The following is an 18,819-nucleotide window of genomic DNA, read 5'->3' as shown; positions in this document are numbered from 1 at the left end:
TTGCTGCGGAATTATCTGTTTAGGATGAAAAGGGCATCTGTTGACTTCCTTTAATCAACAGAGTATTATAATTTTTACAACAATGTATACGCTTACATTGCCATATGCGCGGGCCGAATAAGCAATGAAAAAAGAGGTGAAATTTTAATTATCAGAAAATTCTATCTATTATCAATGGCAAAATTTTTAACAGTGGGGAGAGTGCCGAATGCAGAAAAAAGAGTGTGTAGCTATGCTGCTTGCAGGCGGTGAAGGTAAAAGATTAGGCCATTTGACATCTAAATTGGCAAAGCCTGCTGTACCTTTTGGCGGGAAGTACCGGATCATCGATTTTCCGTTAAGCAATTGCAGTAATTCAGGCATTCACACGGTTGGGGTACTGACGCAGTACCAGCCGATGGTTTTGAATGCCTACATAGGGATCGGCAGCTCATGGGATTTGGACCGTAAAAACGGCGGCGTCACCGTCCTCCCCCCTTTTATGGAACAAAGAGGTGGCAGCTGGTATAAAGGAACGGCACATGCAATCTACCAAAATATCCACTATCTTGAGCAGTATGATCCCGAATACGTGCTGGTCATTTCCGGCGATCATGTATACAAGATGAATTACGCGCTCATGCTTCAACAGCATAAAGAAACACAAGCCGATGCCACTATCGCGGTTATTGAGGTGCCTCTGCAAGAAGCCAGCCGGTTCGGCATTATGGATGTAGATAAGGAAGACCGGATTATTGAGTTTGAAGAGAAGCCCAAGCTGCCCAAAAATAATCTGGCCTCCATGGGCGTTTATATTTTCACATGGGATGTGCTCAAAAAGAAATTAATTGCCGATGCCGAGGATCCAACCTCAAGCAACGACTTTGGCAAAGACATTATTCCGTCGATGCTGGATAGCGACCAGTCGCTTTTTGTTTACCGCTTTAACGATTACTGGAAAGATGTCGGAACCGTCGAAAGCTTATGGGAAGCACATATGGATCTGCTCTTGGAAAATCCGCCGTTTACGCTCCACGACCCGAAGTGGCGGATTTACGCGAAGAACCCCAACAAGCCCCCGCATCATATCGCATCTACCGGCAAGGTTACAGGCTCTTTAGTAAATGAAGGATGTATGGTATTTGGGGAAGTTGACCATTCTGTACTCTTTTACGGTGTTCATGTCGGTGAAGGCAGCCGGATCAAGGATTCGGTCATTATGCCGTACGCCCAAATCGGAAAAAACGTCACTATCCATAAAGCGATCATCGGCTCGGGTACCGTCATCCAAGACGGCGCATCTGTCGGAAGCCCGGACGAATCGGCGGAAATCACCTTAATTGGCGAGAACATGGTCATCTCTTCTCAATTGATATAGGAGTGAATGCGATGAATAATGTGTTAGGTGTCATCAATCTCAGCATCAACCAGCCGCTGCTGCATGAATTGACTTACTCGCGGGCTACGGCCACGGTTCCCTTCGGCGGCAGATACCGGTTAATAGACTTCGTATTATCCAACATGGTGAATTCGGGAATTAACAATGTGGCGGTGCTCGCCCATAACAATTACCGTTCCATCATCGACCATTTGGGTTCGGGGAAAGAATGGGACTTGGATCGAAAGTACCGAGGGCTGTTCATTTTGCCGCCCAACAATAGCAACGTCCCGGGCTTTAACGGCGATTTGCAAAATTTTTACGGCTCTCTGGAATATTTTAACCGCAGCACGGAGGAATTTGTTGTTGTATCGAGCAGCCATATGATCTGCAATATCAACTATACCGAGGCGGTGGAGAACCACCAAAGGACCAATGCGGATATCACCGTTATCTATAAGGAAATGGACGAAGGAAGCGAGGATTTTTCTAACCTGATCACGCTGGATTTAGCCGAGGACGGACGGGTTGTCCGCATGACGGAGAACCGCCAGACAAAAAAGAGCAACAAAGCCTATATGCGGATGATCATCATTAAGAAAGAGCTGCTCATGGAGCTGGTCAAAAAAAGCGTGAATCAAAACTACTATGATCTGGTGCGGCATGTCATTATTCGGAACTTAAGCGTATTAAAAGTGTATGGGTATGAGTACAAAGGGTATCTGGCCGTCATCAATTCCGTTCAAAACTATTACAAATACAGCAAGGAGCTGCTGAATCCGGAAGTATGGAAGTCCCTCTTCTACCAGCCTGGCGTGATCTACACCAAGATTAAGGATGAACCGCCAGCCAGATATGCGAATAGCGCTGTCGTAACGAATTCACAGGTGGCTAACGGCTGTATTATTGAAGGAACAGTGGAAAACAGCATTTTGTTCCGGGGCGTTCGAATTGGGAAAGGGGCGGTCGTGCGAAACAGCATTTTAATGCAAAAATGCGTGATCGAAGAGGACTCCTCGCTGGATAATGTCATTCTCGATAAAGAGGTATACGTCACACGCGGCAATAAGCTGGTCGGGGAGGAAACGTCGCCAACGGTCTTTTCCAAGAAGAGCAGAATATAGTTTGGATGGAAGAGAGCGCCTCTCGTGAGGTGCTCTCTTTCTTCATGCGCCAAAATGGAAATGAGTACATAAATATGAAAAAAAGGCTATAATATGTTTGTCGAATTTGTTACAATGTGTAGGAAAGATTACCCAAGGAGGCGTATTATTTTGACAGGATCTAGAATTTTGAAATGGATAACGGGAATATTGGAACTTATTTTGGCTATTCCAATTATCGGCGGTTCAATCGTTATCTCAAGCTGGTATTCAGCTTTGGGCGTTATGTTAATCTTACATATTGTTGCCTTTGTACTTTCCAGCAAAAACAATGAGCCTAAGTACGGTTCGGCGGTGGGCATCGTAACTTCGCTGCTAGCGTGGATCCCTTTCCTGGGATGGGTTCTGCATCTGGTTTCGGCAATTTTAATCATGGTGACGGCTGCTCAAAGAGGCAAAGGCACCGCTCAAAATTTTAATTCTTAATTAATTGAATAAAACAAGCTTTGCGGCCGCTTCATAGGGATGAAGCGGCTTTTCTATGCGCAGTTGATCGCTTCTGGATGAGCTTAGAATACGGCGCCGGTTCTTAACGATAAAAAATCCGGTTCTTTTGCCTTAGTGCAGAAGAACCGGATTTTTTTAGCCATAAAAAGGATTTTATCGAAATTTGTAGAAATATTTTTGGAACAAATGCCGAAATACAATAAAGAGTCCATCACGAGTAGAAGGAAGTGTTATATGAACTTATTTTGGTTGTCCGAGCAATTAATACGAAGGCTGAGGTATGCGTATAAGTTTATCGTTATCGGTTTGTTGATTTTTATTCCAATGGTAGTGATGTCATATATGTATCAGGGCCAATCTAGTGATCTAATTTCATTTAATGCGAAAGAGAGAATTGGCGTAGCATACATATCTCCCCTGCAAGTAGTAATTGCGAAAATGCAGCAAAGCCGAGGATTATATCATATCTATTCATTCCATAATGACGCTTCTGTAAAAGAACAAATAGACAAAAATAATGGTGAGATAGAACAAGCCTTTCAACAGGCTTTTGCAGTAGAGGATAAGCTGGGAAAAAAATTAAAGATTGAAGGTGCTTTGCGTGACATGCATGGCGATTGGCAAAATATAAGTACAACCGATTCGGAAAGCTACACCCGCTTAATTGACCGGGGCATCAAGCTTATTGCGAAGGTTGGAGACTCCTCGAATTTAATTCTTGATCCCGATCTGGACAGCTACTATTTGATGGATGGGGTCATTAACAAAATCCCTTTTGCAACGGAAAAGCTTGCGCAAATCCGTGATTTAGGGGCAGAATACTTGACGGTTAAGTCGATGACCCAGGAGCAGCGTGATCAGCTATTGTCTTTGACTTCGCTGCTGAGCTATTCCACGAATGATATTAGCAACGGGATCAAATCGGTCATCGAACAAAATCCTTCATTAAGTACGGAGCTTGAAGCATCTAGAATAAAGCTCGAAGAGGAAAGGGACAAATTTACTGGGCTCGTTAATAAAGAGCTGCTGAATGCAGCAGCACTGGAGCTTCCGGCGAGTGAATATTTTCAAATAGCTACGGCATTTATTCAAAATAATTCAGAGCTATATCATTTGGAGTTAACGTTATTGGACGGGTTAATCAAGAATAGAGTAGACGCCTATGAGAATAAAGCAATGATATTTAATATCGCCGTTATGATTGGATTTATCATTTTATTATATATTTTTATAGGCTTTTATATTTCGGTCAAGAAGTCGATTGCCTATATAAATACGTCTCTCATTCAAGTTAGCCAAGGTGACTTAACCAATCGGCTTGTTCCCTATACGAGAGATGAAGTTGGGGACATCGTTAAGCCTATCAATACAGTTATCAATGAGTTTAGAAATATGATCAGCGCAAGCAAAGCTACGAGCAGTAAAGTATCTCTATCCTCATCCGAATTAACGAAGGCGATCACGCAATCCGTAGCGGAAATGGATAATATCAATAGTAAGATGGTCGAGTTAAGCAGTGGAACGCAAACGCAATTCATCAATTCGGAAGAAAGCTCGACGGCCATGAATGAAATTGCGATTAATATTCAGCGCATAGTTGAATCCGCTCAAGATGTTCTTAATGAATCGTCTCATTCACATCAACAGGCTGTTCAGGGCCAGCTTGCGATTGAAGATGCTTTCAACCAGATGAACAAAATTAATCATTCCGTTATGAGCTCTGGTGAGTTAGTAGAATTCCTAACGAGCCAATCCGAACAGGTACAGGGAATGGTTGCCATAATAGCAAAAATCTCGGCTCAAACAAACATACTCGCGCTGAACGCTTCCATAGAGGCTGCGCGTGCTGGGGAGCATGGGAGAGGCTTTGCAGTAGTCGCTTCAGAAATTCAGAAGCTAGCCAGCCAGTCTAAGCTCTCTACAGATGATATATCAGACAAATTAACAGCGATTACGGAAAAGATTAATCGTTTAGGCGCATCCATGACAAGCGAGAAAATCGAGGTTGACAAAGGAATCGAAACGATCAATAGCGCAAATGACATCTTTACAGGAATACTGGCGTCATCTCAGAAATTAGTAGATCAAGTGCAGCAGGTAACGAATTTAACGGAGCAAATCTCAGCAAGCTCAGAGCAGGTCACCGCATCCGTCCATGAAGTAGCGGATATTGCCAAACAATCTGCTGAAAATACCAATTACGCATCTGCATCGGTGACTGCTCAGGCAGGGTTGATGAAAACGTTATTAGAGTCTGCGGATGAATTGCTTCATATGACGAACATTTCGAAAGAGCAGCTTAATCATTTTAAAATGTAAGGAGTTCATGCTTTCGAGCGTCAGCATCTTTCATAAGCGATAGTTAAAATTAGTCGGCACAGGAAGCCGCACGCGGACGACGGTGCCGCTTCCAAGCCAGCTATTAATGGTGATCCCGGCTCCCTCTCCGTAATGGAGGCGAATTCGATCATTTACATTTTTCATCCCGATATGCTGATTGGCCTCGGGGTCCTTGGAGATAAGGGCATTTCTCACTTGCTTCAGCCGTTGCGGCTCCATGCCGACGCCATTGTCCGTCACCATGATCTCTATGTGACGAGCATCATAGATCTCTGTCTGGATGATAACTTTGCCCCCGCTTTCAGACGGCTCCAGCCCGTGAGTCAGCGCATTTTCGACAATCGGTTGAATAATCATTTTCGGAATGAGAATCTCGCTCAGCTCCTCCGAAATGTATTGCTCGTACTGAATTCTTCCTGGAAATCTCCCCTGATGGATCGTAATGTAAGAGTCGACAATTCTAATCTCCTCCTGCAGCGTCACTTCATTGGCGCCTTTGATGCTATAACGCAGCATCCGGCTTAAGGCCGAGGCCATTTCGTAAATTTCATTATTTCCCTTAACAATTGCGATTCCCTTAATAGCATCCAGCGTATTGCTGAGAAAATGCGGCTTGATCTGGCTCTGCAGAAACGACATTTCGGCGCGCTGCCGCTCGATATCGGCTTGATACAGCGCACCTGTCGTCTCCAGCAGCTGCTCGGTCAGGTCGTTGATGCGGTTCAACATGGTGTTGAATTGAGTGGAAATAACCTCCATTTCAGCGTAGCCCTCCAGCTCTACCTTCGTATGCAGCAAGTCCAGATTACCGCTCTTCAGCCGCTTCATGAACGCGATTAGCTTTCCAAGAGGCCGCAATAAATTCATTATAAGCACGTAATACGGTATCGTAATGAGAAGAAGCGTAATGATTAGCATCAAGTAGCTGGTTCGCTTCAGTCCCTCTAGCTCTTTAATCAGGTTTTTGATGGGCACCGCCGAAATAATGTTGCCTTTGATCTCTGGTAAGGGAAACGATTGAATAGCATAGGACTTACCGTCAATCTTCTCCATGACAGCGCTCTCGCCAAAGCCGGAATAGAGAGTCAGCCTTGTCTCGTCTAGATTAAGCTCCTGCCCGCTCGCATTTGCGTACACCAGCTCATTATTCGTTCTAAGGTAGAAGCTTGTGCCGGACAGCCTTGGAAACTTCTCGATTTCAAGCTGAATGGACTTGGCATCCAGAACAACCGCAATGAAGCCTATTTTTTCTCCGTATTGGTACGTGTTGCGAGAAGCGTATAGATTCATGCCGAAGAGAAATGAGTCCCGCAAGATGAAAGGGCCTGCTTGTTTAAAACCGCCATAATAGACCTCGCCTTGCTTCTCCGCCAGCTCACCCACCATGTCATTCACGATGCTGATTCTGCCCTGCAGAGACGTATGCTTGCCGGAATTGTTCATAATGACGACGTCGACAATGTCGGGGTTGGTGCTTTTGATTACCCCCATCAAGCTCTGTACCTTCTTCGACAGCTCGTAGATCCTTAGGCTATCGCTCTCCACCAGAAAGTCTTGGACGGTTGTATCGTAGCCCAGATTAATCAAGATGCCGGAAATTCTAGCGTAGCTGTCGGAGACCCGCTGCTGAAGACTGGATACCATTTCCATGTTGTACTGCGTGTTTTGGTTGACGATGATTGCACTGGATTGACGATACGTCAAAATAATGACAAGCGGGATAATGGCTAGAATAATCGCTCCAATGGTCAGCACCTGCGTCCGAATGGACCATTTTTTAAAGGATTTCATTGCGAGCCCCGGTATTGTGTAGGCGTCATGCTATTTAGCCGTTTAAAGATTCGCGTAAAGTAAAAATAGTCATTGAAGCCGCATTTCTCGCCAATCTGGCTAACCGTCATATCTGTCTCGGTGAGCAGCTTGCAAGCATATTGGATGCGCTGGCGGGACAAATATTCCACGAAGTTTTCTCCGACTTCTTTCTTGAACAGCTGGGACAAATAAGTAGGGCTTAAGAAAAATTTCTCTGAAAGGCTTTGAATGGACATTTCCTGATTAAAATGATTATGGATAAAAAACAATATTTCCTTGATGCGACTATGCGTTACGCCTGCGAGTCGTAAGGAAAGCTCATCCGAAAAATGCTTTAACGTTTGCTTAATAAGATAATCAATCATCGCATGGGCTTGGCCATAGTCATAATAGAGCTGGTCATAACCCTCCAGAAACCGGGTTTGCGCCGCTGCCCCTTCTCTCGAGAAAAGGTACATGACCGTATTGAAAATGAGATATGCATCCTTAATGGTCAGCTTAAAATGTTGGAACATCGGCCTGCAGGATTCCATAACGGATACGAATCGTACGCGGTCCTTCTGGGCTAGAGCCTCAGTCAGCTCCGTTAGAATGGAGTCGATAGGTGATTCCTCAGCGGAAGCGGGATGGTAGATGCCGCTCTTGCCTGTTGAGAAGTAGCCGTAAGACGCTATGGACGCCGCTTCCAGCGATGCCTCAAGATCGGTAGGACGGGAAGTGGAAGGACCGGTGCCGATGCTGTAATCGATGCTGTTCCCGGACAAGTTAAGCGAACCCAAGAAATGGTTCGTTAGATGGCTGTACACGAAGTAGCCTACCCTTCGCTTGTTCATGCGAAAGCGGACATGGTGAATATCTCCCGAGTATGGAAGGAGCGGATAGCCTTGTATGACAATGGGTGTGACGGGGAGCTCTGTGCTTATAGGCAAGCCGACAACAGTAAATTTCTCTTTAAGGAGCTCTTCATTCCCAGAGCAGAGCACTTCATACAGCTCCTGGGAGTCGTATTGCGGTTCTGCCTGTGACTGCTGCTTGAGCACCTGCGAGAGCCTGCCGAGCAAAGCTTCAATTTCCTCAATTTCAAAAGGTTTAAGGCAGTAGCCGAACGTTCCGTAATTCAGCGCCTTCTGGGCGTAAGCAAATTCCGCATGCCCGCTCAGCACCGCAAAATGAGTGCGTGGCGACAAGTCCTTTCCCCGCTTGATCAGCTCAAGCCCGTTGACAAGGGGCATCTTAATATCGGTCAGCACAAATTCTGGCTGCAGCGCCTCGATTAGTTTCAGACCTTCTTGCCCGTTCTCGGCTTCGCCAGCAACCTGAAAGCCGTACTTTTCCCAGCGGACTCCTGCCTTTATGCCTTCGACAATCCATCGTTCGTCATCCACAATGACCGCTTTGTACATCGTAATGCCCCCTTTACAGCAATCGTAGCGATAGTATTCATGTATTCGTATAGAAAAAAATATGATTAATATGTACAAAACCAAGATTTAATCTAAATGAATGCACTTTCATAATAAACAACAATGAATTTAACGCTTTTTTCTATACTTAGCCAAACTATTTACAAATTATAATATGGATGATAGGTAAAGGGAAAGGGAAGCAGTTCCGCATGCAAGTGACGCCTAGCTGCGATAGTTTGATCATTACAAAGGTGCGGAATGATGAATTAATGGAAAGAGAGGCTGTCCGCGATGAGAATTGTTTATCTCGATCTAGACTCTCTCCGTCCCGATCATTTGGGCTGCTACGGGTATCACCGTAACACATCTCCCAATATTGATCGTATAGCGGAAGAGGGAGTGGTTTTTACTAACTATTATTGCTCGGACGCGCCATGTCTTCCTTCGAGATCAGCTTTGATGTCAGGCAGATTCGGCATCCATACCGGCATTGCGGGTCATGGCGGCACAGCGGCGGATATGAGGCGGGAGGGACCGAGCCGGGGCTTCGAGGATCGGCTTAAGTGGGAGAGTCTCCCCGGCGTATTGCGGAAAGCGGGCTACAAGGCGGCAACGATCAGCACATTTGCTGACAGGCATTCCGCATGGACATTTAATGCCGGATTTCATGAGGTTCATAATATTGGAGAAAACGGGATCGAGTCGGCACATCAAGTGCTTCCTACCGCATTAAAATGGCTGGAGGATAATGGAAGCATGAATCGGTGGTTTTTGCATTTGAACTTCTGGGACCCGCATACGCCGTACCGGGTGCCTGAGACATATGGGTATCCCTTCCGGGAGGCCCCTCTTCCGGAGTGGCTGACGGAGGACGTATTCCAATCCCATCTGCTGAAGGAAGGGCAGCACAGCATTTCGGATATGAACCGGCTTGCAAAGTCGCATTACAGCAAGTGGCCCAGACACGGGCAGCCAGTAGAGAACTATGGCGATCTAAGGCATATCATCGACAATTACGACAGCGCGATTCGGTATATGGATGATCATATTGGGCAGGTGCTGTCAAAGCTTGAGCAGCTGGGCATTTTGGAGGATACGGCTATTCTCATCAGTGCGGATCATGGCGAGAATCTTGGCGAGCTTGGCATTTATTCTGAACACGGCACGGCGGATCAGGGCACTTGCCGGATTCCGATGATATTCCGCTGGCCGGGGGGAGCAAAGGGAATCAAGAACGAAGGGCTGCATTACCATCTCGATCTCGCTCCGACGCTGGCGGATTTAGTCGGAGCAGCGCGTCCTGACCGATGGGATGGACGAAGCTATATGGAGAGCATTACGGAGGGAATGGATGAGGGAAGAGATTATTTGGTACTGTCGCAATGCGCCCATGTGTGCCAGCGAAGCGTCAGGTTCCAGGATTGGCTGTACATCCGCTCTTATCATGACGGTCACCATGGATTTCCGAAGGAGATGCTGTTCCATCTAAAGGACGATCCCTATGAGCAGCGCAATCTGGCAGAGGAGTTGCGGGATGTATGCAAGGAAGCCGTCTATCTGCTAAGCGATTGGCATGACGAGATGATGTCCTCGATGGAGAGCGACACCGACCCGTTATGGACGGTAATGAAGGAAGGCGGGCCCTTGCACGCACAGGAGTATCCCACATTCTCAGGAAGCAAGCAGCCATAGACCAGAATAGAAAATAGCGGTACAGGAATAGACCCTGTACCGCTATTTTTTCATGTCTTCCAACGACAGCCCTCCTCTTTTTATATAACCGAATATGTACAAAACCATTGCCGCTATGTCTTATTTTATGATTGAAAATAAATGAAAGCACTTGCATGAAGGAGTCCACATACAAGGCTAGTAATGTCTATACTCCGCCCTCGCCGACCTTACTATACTTAAAAGAGCGAATGGATTCCCGAGTTTGCGCAAATTTAATAGAGCAAGGAGTGACTTCTTATGCAGAGCGCTGCAAATGCTTACAAACCAAAGAAGAAGCTGTGGAAGACGATGCTTCAGTACAAATATTTTTATCTTATGGTGCTTCCTGTGATGGTCTGGTATGCGATATTCAGCTACGCGCCGATGTACGGCGTTACGCTGGCTTTCAAGACATTTGATTACAGCGGAGGCATACTAGGCAGTCCATGGATTGGAATCGAACATTTTCGAACGCTCTTGACGGACGCAGACTTCCATACGGCATTCAAAAATACGATGATTATCAGCCTAATGAAGCTCCTCATTCATTTTCCCGCGCCGATCATACTCGCGATTTTGCTAAATGAATTTTCGAGGAAAAAGGCGAGGCGCTTCTTCCAAACGGTACTTACTTTCCCGCATTTTATTTCATGGGTCGTGCTGGCGGGCATTATATCCATTATTTTAAGCCGCGACGGTGCCGTGAACCAAATCATTATGCTGTTTGGCTATGAGTCCATTTCACCGCTTACGAGCGCTTCGTCATTCCGTCCCATGCTCTATATTACGCATGTATGGCGGGAAGTCGGTTGGGACTCCATCATCTACTTAGCCGCGTTGGCGGGCATTAACCCCGAGCTGTACGAAGCCGCCGAGATGGATGGAGCGGGTCGTTTCCAACGGCTGCTTCATATCGCATGGCCGGGCATGAAGAGCACCGTAGCCATTTTGCTAATTTTGCATGTGGGCCAATTGCTGACGCAAGGCGCAAGCTTTGACCAAATTTTCAACCTGTACAGTTCACCCGTCTATTCCGTGTCTGACGTGATCGATACTTACATTTACCGAACATCGTTCCAGGTAGGCGGAGACTTTGGCTATATGACAGCGGCGGGATTAATCAAGTCCGTCATTAGCTTAGTGCTTCTGGCGGTTGCCAATACCGTTGTGAAGCGAATGGGCGAAGAAGGACTATATTAATCGTGCATGGGAGGTAATCAGATGAAGCTTTCGCATACGAGAAAAAGAAAAAAAATAAGCACCTTCGACTTAGTCGTTTATATTCTGCTTTCGCTATTGTCCATTGTCACTTTTTTCCCATTCTATAACGTGCTCATTATTTCCTTCGCCAAATTCGATGTCATAAGCCAGTACAATCTTTATTTGCTGCCCTTGTCCTTTGACTTGTCGGCTTACAAAGTCATTTTGTCCGATGCGAAGTTTTGGAGCTCTATGACAAATTCCATATTTATAACCGTTGTGGGCGTGCTGTTCAGCATGAGCATTTCGGTGGCGGGAGCCTACGCGCTCTCCAAGAAAGGAATGCCCGGCCGGAACGGGATGCTTACGCTTATTTTGTTCACGATGTTTTTTAACGGGGGACTTATTCCATTCTATCTCATTATTAAGGCGCTTGGCCTTGTCAACAGCATCTTCGTCATGATCATACCGGCAGGCCTCAACACTTTCTATCTTATTATTATGAAAAACTACTTTGGCACGCTCCCAGAGAGCTTGGAGGAATCGGCGAAGCTGGACGGAGCGAATGACCTGTACATTTTGCTTAAAATCATTTTGCCGATCTCAGCGCCGTTTATCGCTACATTCGGCTTGTTCTTTGCGGTAGAGCGGTGGAACGAGTGGTGGTACGCGCTCATCTTCATCAGCGATTCAGCCAAGACGCCTTTGCAAATTTATTTGCGGGAGACGCTCATTACATCCAATCAATTACTTAATACGCTGGCGGAGCAAATGGCAACCGACAGCTCCAGCAAAGTTTATACGCCTGCCCTGCAGATGGCTACTATCGTTATTACTTGCGTTCCGATACTTATGGTCTATCCTTTCCTGCAGAAGCACTTTAATAAAGGCATTATGGTGGGCTCCATCAAAGGATAAGGAAATATCAAATAGATGCTTGTCCTAATTTAAAGAAAGCTTCACAATGACAAAAAAGGGAGGATTCAACAATGAAAAGATTGAAGAAGGCTGGCGTTATCCTTGCATGCTTATCTCTCTTTGCAGGCTTGCTCGCGGCATGCAGCAGCGGTAACGAGAAGGCAGCAGAGAGCCCGGCGGCGAATGCAGCCAATAACACGGATACTGCCGCAGATGACAACCCCTACAAGGATCCAATGGAAATCTCCATCGCTTTCTGGGACGTGGAAGCGGAAGTAGCGAAGATGGATAAAGACCCCATCATGCAACAAATTTTGAAGAAATTCAACATTAAGATTAAACCGGTAAATACAACATGGGATGACTATGCTCAAAAAATCCAGATGTGGGCTGCTTCGGGACAGCTCCCGGACGTATTCGCAATAGATGCAGTCGGCACGCAATATCAACGGAAGTGGGTTAGTCAAGGCGTTGTCGCTTCGCTGCCGGATTTGACCAAATATCCGAACCTGGCAGCATACTTTGAGGCGCCGGACATTAAGGGTTTGGCGGTTGACGGCAAGCACTATACGATCCCTAGAAGGATGTTCCCAAGCGTGGACTGGAGCGCGCTTGACCGCTTAGTCTATTATCGGTGGGATTTGGCGCAGAAGGCTGGCATTACGAAAGAGCCGGAGACATGGGACGAGTTCAAGGCGATGCTTGATGCCATCGTTAAGGCCGATCCAGAGGGCAAGAAGATTACGGGCCTAACGGCTTCTCAGGTGAAAATGATCGGCGGCCTGTTTTGGCTGTACGGCAACCCTGTAGCGACTAGCGATGGCAGCGGCGCGGATTTTAAGTGGATCAAGGAGGATGGCAAGTTTATTCCGGCGGTCTTCTCCAAAAATGCGCTGCCAGCCATTCAGAACATGAAGGATATGTATGACCATAATCTGATTGATCCTGACATCGCCTTAACCAGCCCGGATACCGCTTACGACAAATTCGCTTCAGGCAAAGCAGCAGCGATGATTGCAGGCGGCGGATTTATGAACCTGGATCAGCATATTTACACCAAGCGCTGGGCTAACAGCAATCCAAACGTCAATATTCTTGATAGCGTAAAGGTGCTGAAGCCGCTAGTTGGACCGGACGGGGAGCGCAGCCATGCAATCTTCAAAACCTATTGGTCCGAAAGCTACTTCAGCGGAAAGATTGATCCGAAGAAGCTTGACCGTATTTTGGCGCTGTACGATTATGTACTCTCTCCAGAAGGCAAAGCTTTGCTCACTTACGGCATTGAAGGCGTAGATTACAAGGTAGAGGGAGACAAAAAGGTTATTTTGGATAATAGGCCGCGCATCGAAAAATACCCTGCTATCGGTTTCTTGAAGGACCTGGTTGCCTATGAAACGGCCAGCAACTACGATATGAACAGTCCCATTATTTCAAATGAAGAGATTAGGCAGGAAGCGGTCAATTATATCGACTGGATTATGAATAACACCAAAATTCCTGACTATGATATTCGTCTGACTTACATGTCGACGCCTGCCAAGGATAAATTTACAGTGTTTGATCACGATGATTTGTTGAACATCATGCTGTCGAAGGATTCGGCGGAGCAGTCCTGGAAAAAGGTTGTAGACGGCTACAAGGCCAAGGGTCTCGACAAGATGATTGAGGAAGTAAACGCGAAGGCAAAAGAGGAAGGCATCGAATAGATGACATGGGCAGATCATTCACGGCAGTATATCTGCGCGGAATGGTCTGCTTCTTAAGCTTGCTTAAGTGATGACAGACACCGCACCGAACATGAGAAAGATCGCATTCCTCCCCTAGCCGTGCGGGGCTAGGAGAATGCGATCTTTTTTGCTAATAAGAGGGCCGCTATTTAAACTGTTCGCGGAATTGTCCCGGAGTTAGGTCTTCAAGCCGCTTGAACATCCGGTTGAAATAGGGAGGCTGATAGCCTACGCATTTCGCAATTTCATGTATTTTCATATCGGTAGTGATGAGGAGCTGTTTGCAATGATTTATTTTAACAGAGGTTAAGTAATCAATATAGTTCGTGCCGGTCATCTGCCTGAATGCCTTGCTTAGCTGGGATATGCTCACTTTAGCCTCAGAAGCGAATGTTTCGAGCGAGAGATCACTCATATAGTTTTCATTAATGGTTGTAATGATGTGGTCAACGACATGTTTAATGGAATGATGATAGCTTTTATTCAATATTTCGATATAGGGCTTAATGATATTCGTGCGAAACCAATGAATACAAGCGTTTGAATCATGAAGTGCCTTCAATTCCTTTTGCAATTTGACCCCGTCGTACAGCGCGTAGGGATTATGGCCGGATTGAAGCATGACACGGTACAGGTTATTTTTTAGACGCATCAGCACTTGATGGACGACCCATTCAGGAGCATCGCCATTTTGCAGTGCCATAACTAATCTCGTTAAAATCTCGACAGACTCTTCTTCGAGTCCAAGGTTGAGCGTATGGGTAAATTCCTGCTCCAGCTCTAAAGGGAATTCGCTTTGCATATTCACTTGCTCCAATACGAGCTCAGCGTCTAATAGCTGACTGTCAGAAATAAAGCTGCGGTAATTAAGCGCTATTTTAGCCTGTTCTAGTAAAAAAGGAACGTTAGACCATGAGCGGGTGGGGCCGTTTATAATGATGGTTGCCTTCATGTTCAATACATCACGCAAAGTATGAATCATATCTGTGCTTAATTGCATCAGCTGCTTCTTCAGCTCGTCAGAGGACGAGGACGCCGGATAGAACAAGATCATAGCGAAGGAGCTGTCCATGAAATTAATCGTATGCATATATGAGGTCACAGGTTCAGAGAGTTGTTGCAAAACATTGATGGAAGCATACGTAAGCAGCTGATCGTCCTTTGCTGTAAGTTGCCCGCTATCTCGGCTAAGCGTATAAGGCTGGCATATAATGACTGAAAAATGTTGATCGGTGATGTCGAGCTGCAGAGCGAGCAGCTTTTCCTTTATTTCCGATTCGGTCAAATGCGTAGCTTGCCCCGAGACAAATTGATTGATAAACGCTTCCCTAACCTTCGGAATGGAAGTGTTCAATTGGTTTTGTAAAGATTCAGCAGCGAATCTGTGCTGCTTCCATTTCTCTTCGATATATTCGATCTCATTGTATTGGGAGGGGTCTTTTGTTTTTTCTTCTTTGAACAAATCTACTATTTTGCGGATAGGCTTGTACATGCGGTGTGAGGCAAACCAGCTTACTCCAAGTGCGATAAGCAGTGAAATAGCCCAGTAGATCAGTACAACCTGCTTATAGGGTTGATTAGGCGCCGTGATAGCGGATGCGGGTGTTCCAGAGACGTAAGTCCAAATACTGCCCAATTTCCAAAAAGATAGTGTATTCATCAGCATGACATCGTTGTCGACAGGGAGCCTAAAATGGAACTCGCTATCATACGATCGAACGTTTTCGCTTAAAAACTTTTGTATTCCAGGCAGCGCATTTGGGTATTCCTTGCTCGCATCGGATTGCCCGATTAGAGTATCCTCCCCATCAAGGACATAGGAAATTTGTTCGGAATTCGAATTGAGATGGAATTTGGATGGATTCACATATAGAACAAGGGCACCAAATGGCTTTTGGCTATTGAAAGGTAATTTCATCACAATCGCGTTTTTCGTGTCGTCTCTATTAAAGGGCCGGACAAGTTTATTCGTCCAGAATATGCCTTTATCTTCGCTCATTATGCTTTTCCAAGCTGAAGAAGCAGCAGAGCTGTCAAGCGACCGTAATCCTAGTGTCGATTGCATCACCTTATTCTGGCTTTCAATATATAAATAGGCTTGATCGATAAGCGGGTAGCCATTTTCAATGAAATCCAGCGTATCGCTAAGTTCGTGTGTCGTTTCAAATTCATTAACAAAATTCATGCTGGCAATAGAGGATTTGAATATCGGGTTCGCAATCATATGTAGGGAGTATTGGATAAGCTGATTAATTTGATCATCAATCTGCCTCGATGTGTCCTTGAGCAGCTGTTCGTTATTATGCTGATATTGCTTAATCAGGTACTGATTTCCGACATTCCAGTTGATGGCACTGACAATGGTGATAGGAAGGCAGGTGAGGAGTATGGATAGCGCGCTAAGTTTCCAATACATGATTCCTTTTGAGGATCGTTTTCTTGCCCATGGTGCTTTCATTTACCTCACTCCTGATTCGAATATCATAAAGATAATCTATGGTGTTAAGAAATGATGTTGTTATCCATCATAGCGAAATAGCGTTCATATGAAAAGAAATACATTTTCAAAAAATTAACTTTGATAGCTAGAGGATCGTCGTAAAAATAGTGCAATCTATGGAAATGAATAGGACAAACCCATATTCTATAGGGTGTTCTAGGTCCTCGATTCTAGTAAAAACCATCTTTATAGCAGCGGAAAAAAAGTCGAATTGCATGAAATGTTAGGAACGGTTACTTTCTTCTTATCGATCAACGGTGTTCCAAGTTAGTGGATGGACAAATTATGGATAGAAGAAAGCGAGGTAGACCGATGCGAACGCCTAATACGGAAGCAGCATTTCGGGGCAAAAGCTTGTCGTCTCGACCATCGAAAAACAAAATGATTAAAAAAAGAAAACGATCGCTATGGCCGGATTTAAAGCGGGATCGGTATTTGTATTTATTGGCTCTCCCGGGCATCTTATTTTTTATTATTTTCAAATATATTCCGATTACGAATCTAATTATTGCATTTCAGGATTATTCGCCTTACTTAGGGGTTTGGGGAAGCGAATGGGTCGGGTTTGAACATTTCACGCGATTTTTTTCCAATCCTGACTTTTGGATATTGATGCGGAACACGCTGGGCATAAGCGTCATGAACCTTGTCTTTTTCTTTCCGGCTCCGATTATATTGGCGCTTATGATGAATGAAGTACGGAATCAAGTGATGAAGCGGATGGTTCAATCACTCATATACATTCCTCATTTTTTATCTTGGGTTTTGATCTATGGGCTCACCTATTTAATGTTTTCCCAATCGGAAGGCCTATTTAATAAGCTGCTCGCAGCACTAGATAAGGACACCATGGATATTTTGTCCAATCCGAATTATTTCTGGGGGCTGCTGACGGCACAATCGATTTGGAAGGAAGTAGGGTGGGGGACGATAATATTCCTCGCAACGATTGCAGGCGTTGATCCACAGCAGTATGAAGCGGCTGTAATGGATGGAGCAGGCCGATTCCGCAGGATGTGGCATATTACTTTACCCGCAATGAGAAACGTCATTATCATTCTATTCATTTTGCGCTTGGGGACCATTATGGATACGGGCTTTGAGCAAGTATACCTGATGATGAACGCTGCCGTAACTCAGGTTGCTGAAGTGTTCGACACCTACGTATACCGCGTGGGGATACGGCAAGGCGAGTTCAGCTATAGTACAGCGATCGGTTTATTCAAATCCGTTATTGGCGTGGTTCTAGTCGTGGCGGCAAATAAGGTTGCTAAACGGTTCGGCGACGAAAGCTTATATTAATTGGGGCTGCGAAGGGAGAGACATCGGATTATGAAAACGAACATGATTTGGAAGGACCGTATATTTGGGATTACGAATGGCGGTATTCTCATCCTATTTAGCTTAGCCATGATCTTCCCGATCTATTATACAATCGTGCTTTCATTCACGGCTCCAACGGAGTATTACACGAGAGATTTGATATTATGGCCGAAAGAATGGTCGCTCGATGCATATAAATACTTGCTTGATAACGGATTATTCATGAATTCCTTATTGATCAGCGTTTTTCTGGCTACGGTAGGCACAGCGCTAAGCCTGCTGGTTACAGGAGGATTGGCATATGCCATATCCTGCAGACGTCTTCGTTTCCGTAAAACCATGATGTTCATGATTCTGCTAACCTTTTTATTCACACCGGGTCTCGTACCGCTGTATATGGTCGTTCGCAATCTCGGGCTTATCGATAGTATTTGGTCGCTTATTTTATCGTCTTTGACAAGCGGATGGTATGTGCTCTTAATGAAAGGATTTTTCGACAGTATTCCGGATAGTTTGGAAGAGGCGGCTCGCATCGACGGAGCTACCGAGATCGGCGTATTCTGGCGCATTATTATTCCGCTGTCTATGCCCGCACTCGTCGCCTTTGGGTTGTTTTTTGCCGTAGCTTATTGGAATACGTATTTTAACGGAATTATGTTTATTAACGAGCAAACGAAGTGGCCGCTGCAGGTTCTTCTGCAAAATATGCTCGTTGATCCCACTACGATGGGAGGTGGTGGAGAAGCAAAGGTAGCTAGCCAGATGAACAGACAGATGCCAACCGAAACATTGAAAATGGCTGCAGTCGTGATCGCAACGATTCCAATTATGCTGGTGTACCCATTCTTGCAGAAGCATTTTGCGAAAGGCGCAATGGTCGGTTCTGTAAAGGAATGATGACATAGGTTTTACT

General features: G+C 45.5%; 13 protein-coding genes. 10 read left to right on the top strand and 3 right to left on the bottom strand.

Translation table 11 applies throughout. The features are described from left to right. The first annotated feature begins 208 nt into the window (after positions 1 to 208). The 4 genes from A7975_RS24285 to A7975_RS24270 all read left to right on the top strand — a co-directional run bounded on the left by A7975_RS24285 (position 209) and on the right by A7975_RS24270 (position 5,286). Positions 209 to 1,357 (top strand): glucose-1-phosphate adenylyltransferase, encoded by a 1,149-nt coding sequence (locus tag A7975_RS24285; RefSeq protein ID WP_053373175.1) that lies wholly within the window; start codon positions 209 to 211, stop codon positions 1,355 to 1,357. An 11-nt stretch (positions 1,358 to 1,368) separates the two neighbouring features. Further along, positions 1,369 to 2,481 carry a glucose-1-phosphate adenylyltransferase subunit GlgD gene (gene glgD, locus A7975_RS24280; protein WP_053373174.1) on the top strand — a complete coding sequence of 371 codons (1,113 nt, stop codon included), beginning with the start codon at positions 1,369 to 1,371 and terminating at the stop codon, positions 2,479 to 2,481. 150 nt (positions 2,482 to 2,631) lie between these two features. Further along, entirely contained in the window at positions 2,632 to 2,946 is a 315-nt protein-coding gene (locus A7975_RS24275) for a hypothetical protein (protein ID WP_065386812.1), read from the top strand. Between the two features lie 255 nt (positions 2,947 to 3,201). Further along, entirely contained in the window at positions 3,202 to 5,286 is a 2,085-nt protein-coding gene (locus tag A7975_RS24270; RefSeq protein ID WP_065386811.1) for a methyl-accepting chemotaxis protein, read from the top strand. A gap of 30 nt (positions 5,287 to 5,316) precedes the next feature. Here A7975_RS24270 and A7975_RS24265 read toward each other — a convergent pair whose 3' ends face one another. Together A7975_RS24265 and A7975_RS24260 are read right to left on the bottom strand one after the other, a co-directional pair. Then, the gene (locus tag A7975_RS24265; protein ID WP_065386810.1) at positions 5,317 to 7,098 is read right to left on the bottom strand and encodes a sensor histidine kinase; all 1,782 of its coding nucleotides are present in this window, start codon (positions 7,096 to 7,098) and stop codon (positions 5,317 to 5,319) included. Further along, the gene (locus A7975_RS24260; protein WP_065386809.1) at positions 7,095 to 8,522 is read right to left on the bottom strand and encodes a response regulator transcription factor; all 1,428 of its coding nucleotides are present in this window, start codon (positions 8,520 to 8,522) and stop codon (positions 7,095 to 7,097) included. The genes A7975_RS24265 and A7975_RS24260 overlap by 4 nt, the downstream gene beginning before the upstream one ends. Positions 8,523 to 8,816: 294 nt before the next feature. On the opposite strand from A7975_RS24260, the gene A7975_RS24255 reads away from it, so the two are divergent. From A7975_RS24255 to A7975_RS24240, 4 genes are all read left to right on the top strand, one after another. Further along, positions 8,817 to 10,217, top strand: a complete 1,401-nt coding sequence (locus tag A7975_RS24255) for a sulfatase family protein (protein ID WP_065386808.1) — start codon at positions 8,817 to 8,819, stop codon at positions 10,215 to 10,217. Positions 10,218 to 10,496: 279 nt separating this feature from the next. Continuing rightward, positions 10,497 to 11,438 carry an ABC transporter permease gene (locus A7975_RS24250; protein ID WP_053373167.1) on the top strand — a complete coding sequence of 314 codons (942 nt, stop codon included), beginning with the start codon at positions 10,497 to 10,499 and terminating at the stop codon, positions 11,436 to 11,438. A 21-nt stretch (positions 11,439 to 11,459) separates the two neighbouring features. Continuing rightward, complete coding sequence (locus A7975_RS24245; protein ID WP_053373166.1) at positions 11,460 to 12,356, top strand: carbohydrate ABC transporter permease; 897 nt, start codon at positions 11,460 to 11,462, stop codon at positions 12,354 to 12,356. 71 nt (positions 12,357 to 12,427) lie between these two features. Beyond that, positions 12,428 to 14,062: an extracellular solute-binding protein gene (locus A7975_RS24240; RefSeq protein ID WP_065386807.1), complete on the top strand. Its 1,635-nt coding sequence runs from the start codon at positions 12,428 to 12,430 to the stop codon at positions 14,060 to 14,062. A gap of 166 nt (positions 14,063 to 14,228) precedes the next feature. On the opposite strand, the gene A7975_RS24235 is transcribed toward A7975_RS24240, so the two are convergent. Beyond that, positions 14,229 to 16,541: a helix-turn-helix transcriptional regulator gene (locus A7975_RS24235; RefSeq protein WP_065386806.1), complete on the bottom strand. Its 2,313-nt coding sequence runs from the start codon at positions 16,539 to 16,541 to the stop codon at positions 14,229 to 14,231. 423 nt (positions 16,542 to 16,964) lie between these two features. Here A7975_RS24235 and A7975_RS24230 point away from each other — a divergent pair, with 423 nt between their 5' ends. Then, positions 16,965 to 17,885: an ABC transporter permease gene (locus A7975_RS24230; RefSeq protein WP_065386898.1), complete on the top strand. Its 921-nt coding sequence runs from the start codon at positions 16,965 to 16,967 to the stop codon at positions 17,883 to 17,885. 30 nt (positions 17,886 to 17,915) lie between these two features. Continuing rightward, positions 17,916 to 18,803: a carbohydrate ABC transporter permease gene (locus tag A7975_RS24225; RefSeq protein ID WP_141680397.1), complete on the top strand. Its 888-nt coding sequence runs from the start codon at positions 17,916 to 17,918 to the stop codon at positions 18,801 to 18,803. Positions 18,804 to 18,819 lie beyond the last annotated feature (16 nt).

The sequence above is a fragment of the Bacillus sp. FJAT-26390 genome (genome assembly GCF_001682865.1).
In the GTDB taxonomy this organism is placed as follows: Bacteria; Bacillota; Bacilli; order Paenibacillales; family Paenibacillaceae; genus Pristimantibacillus.
This window is presented reverse-complemented; position numbering and strand designations above follow the sequence as displayed.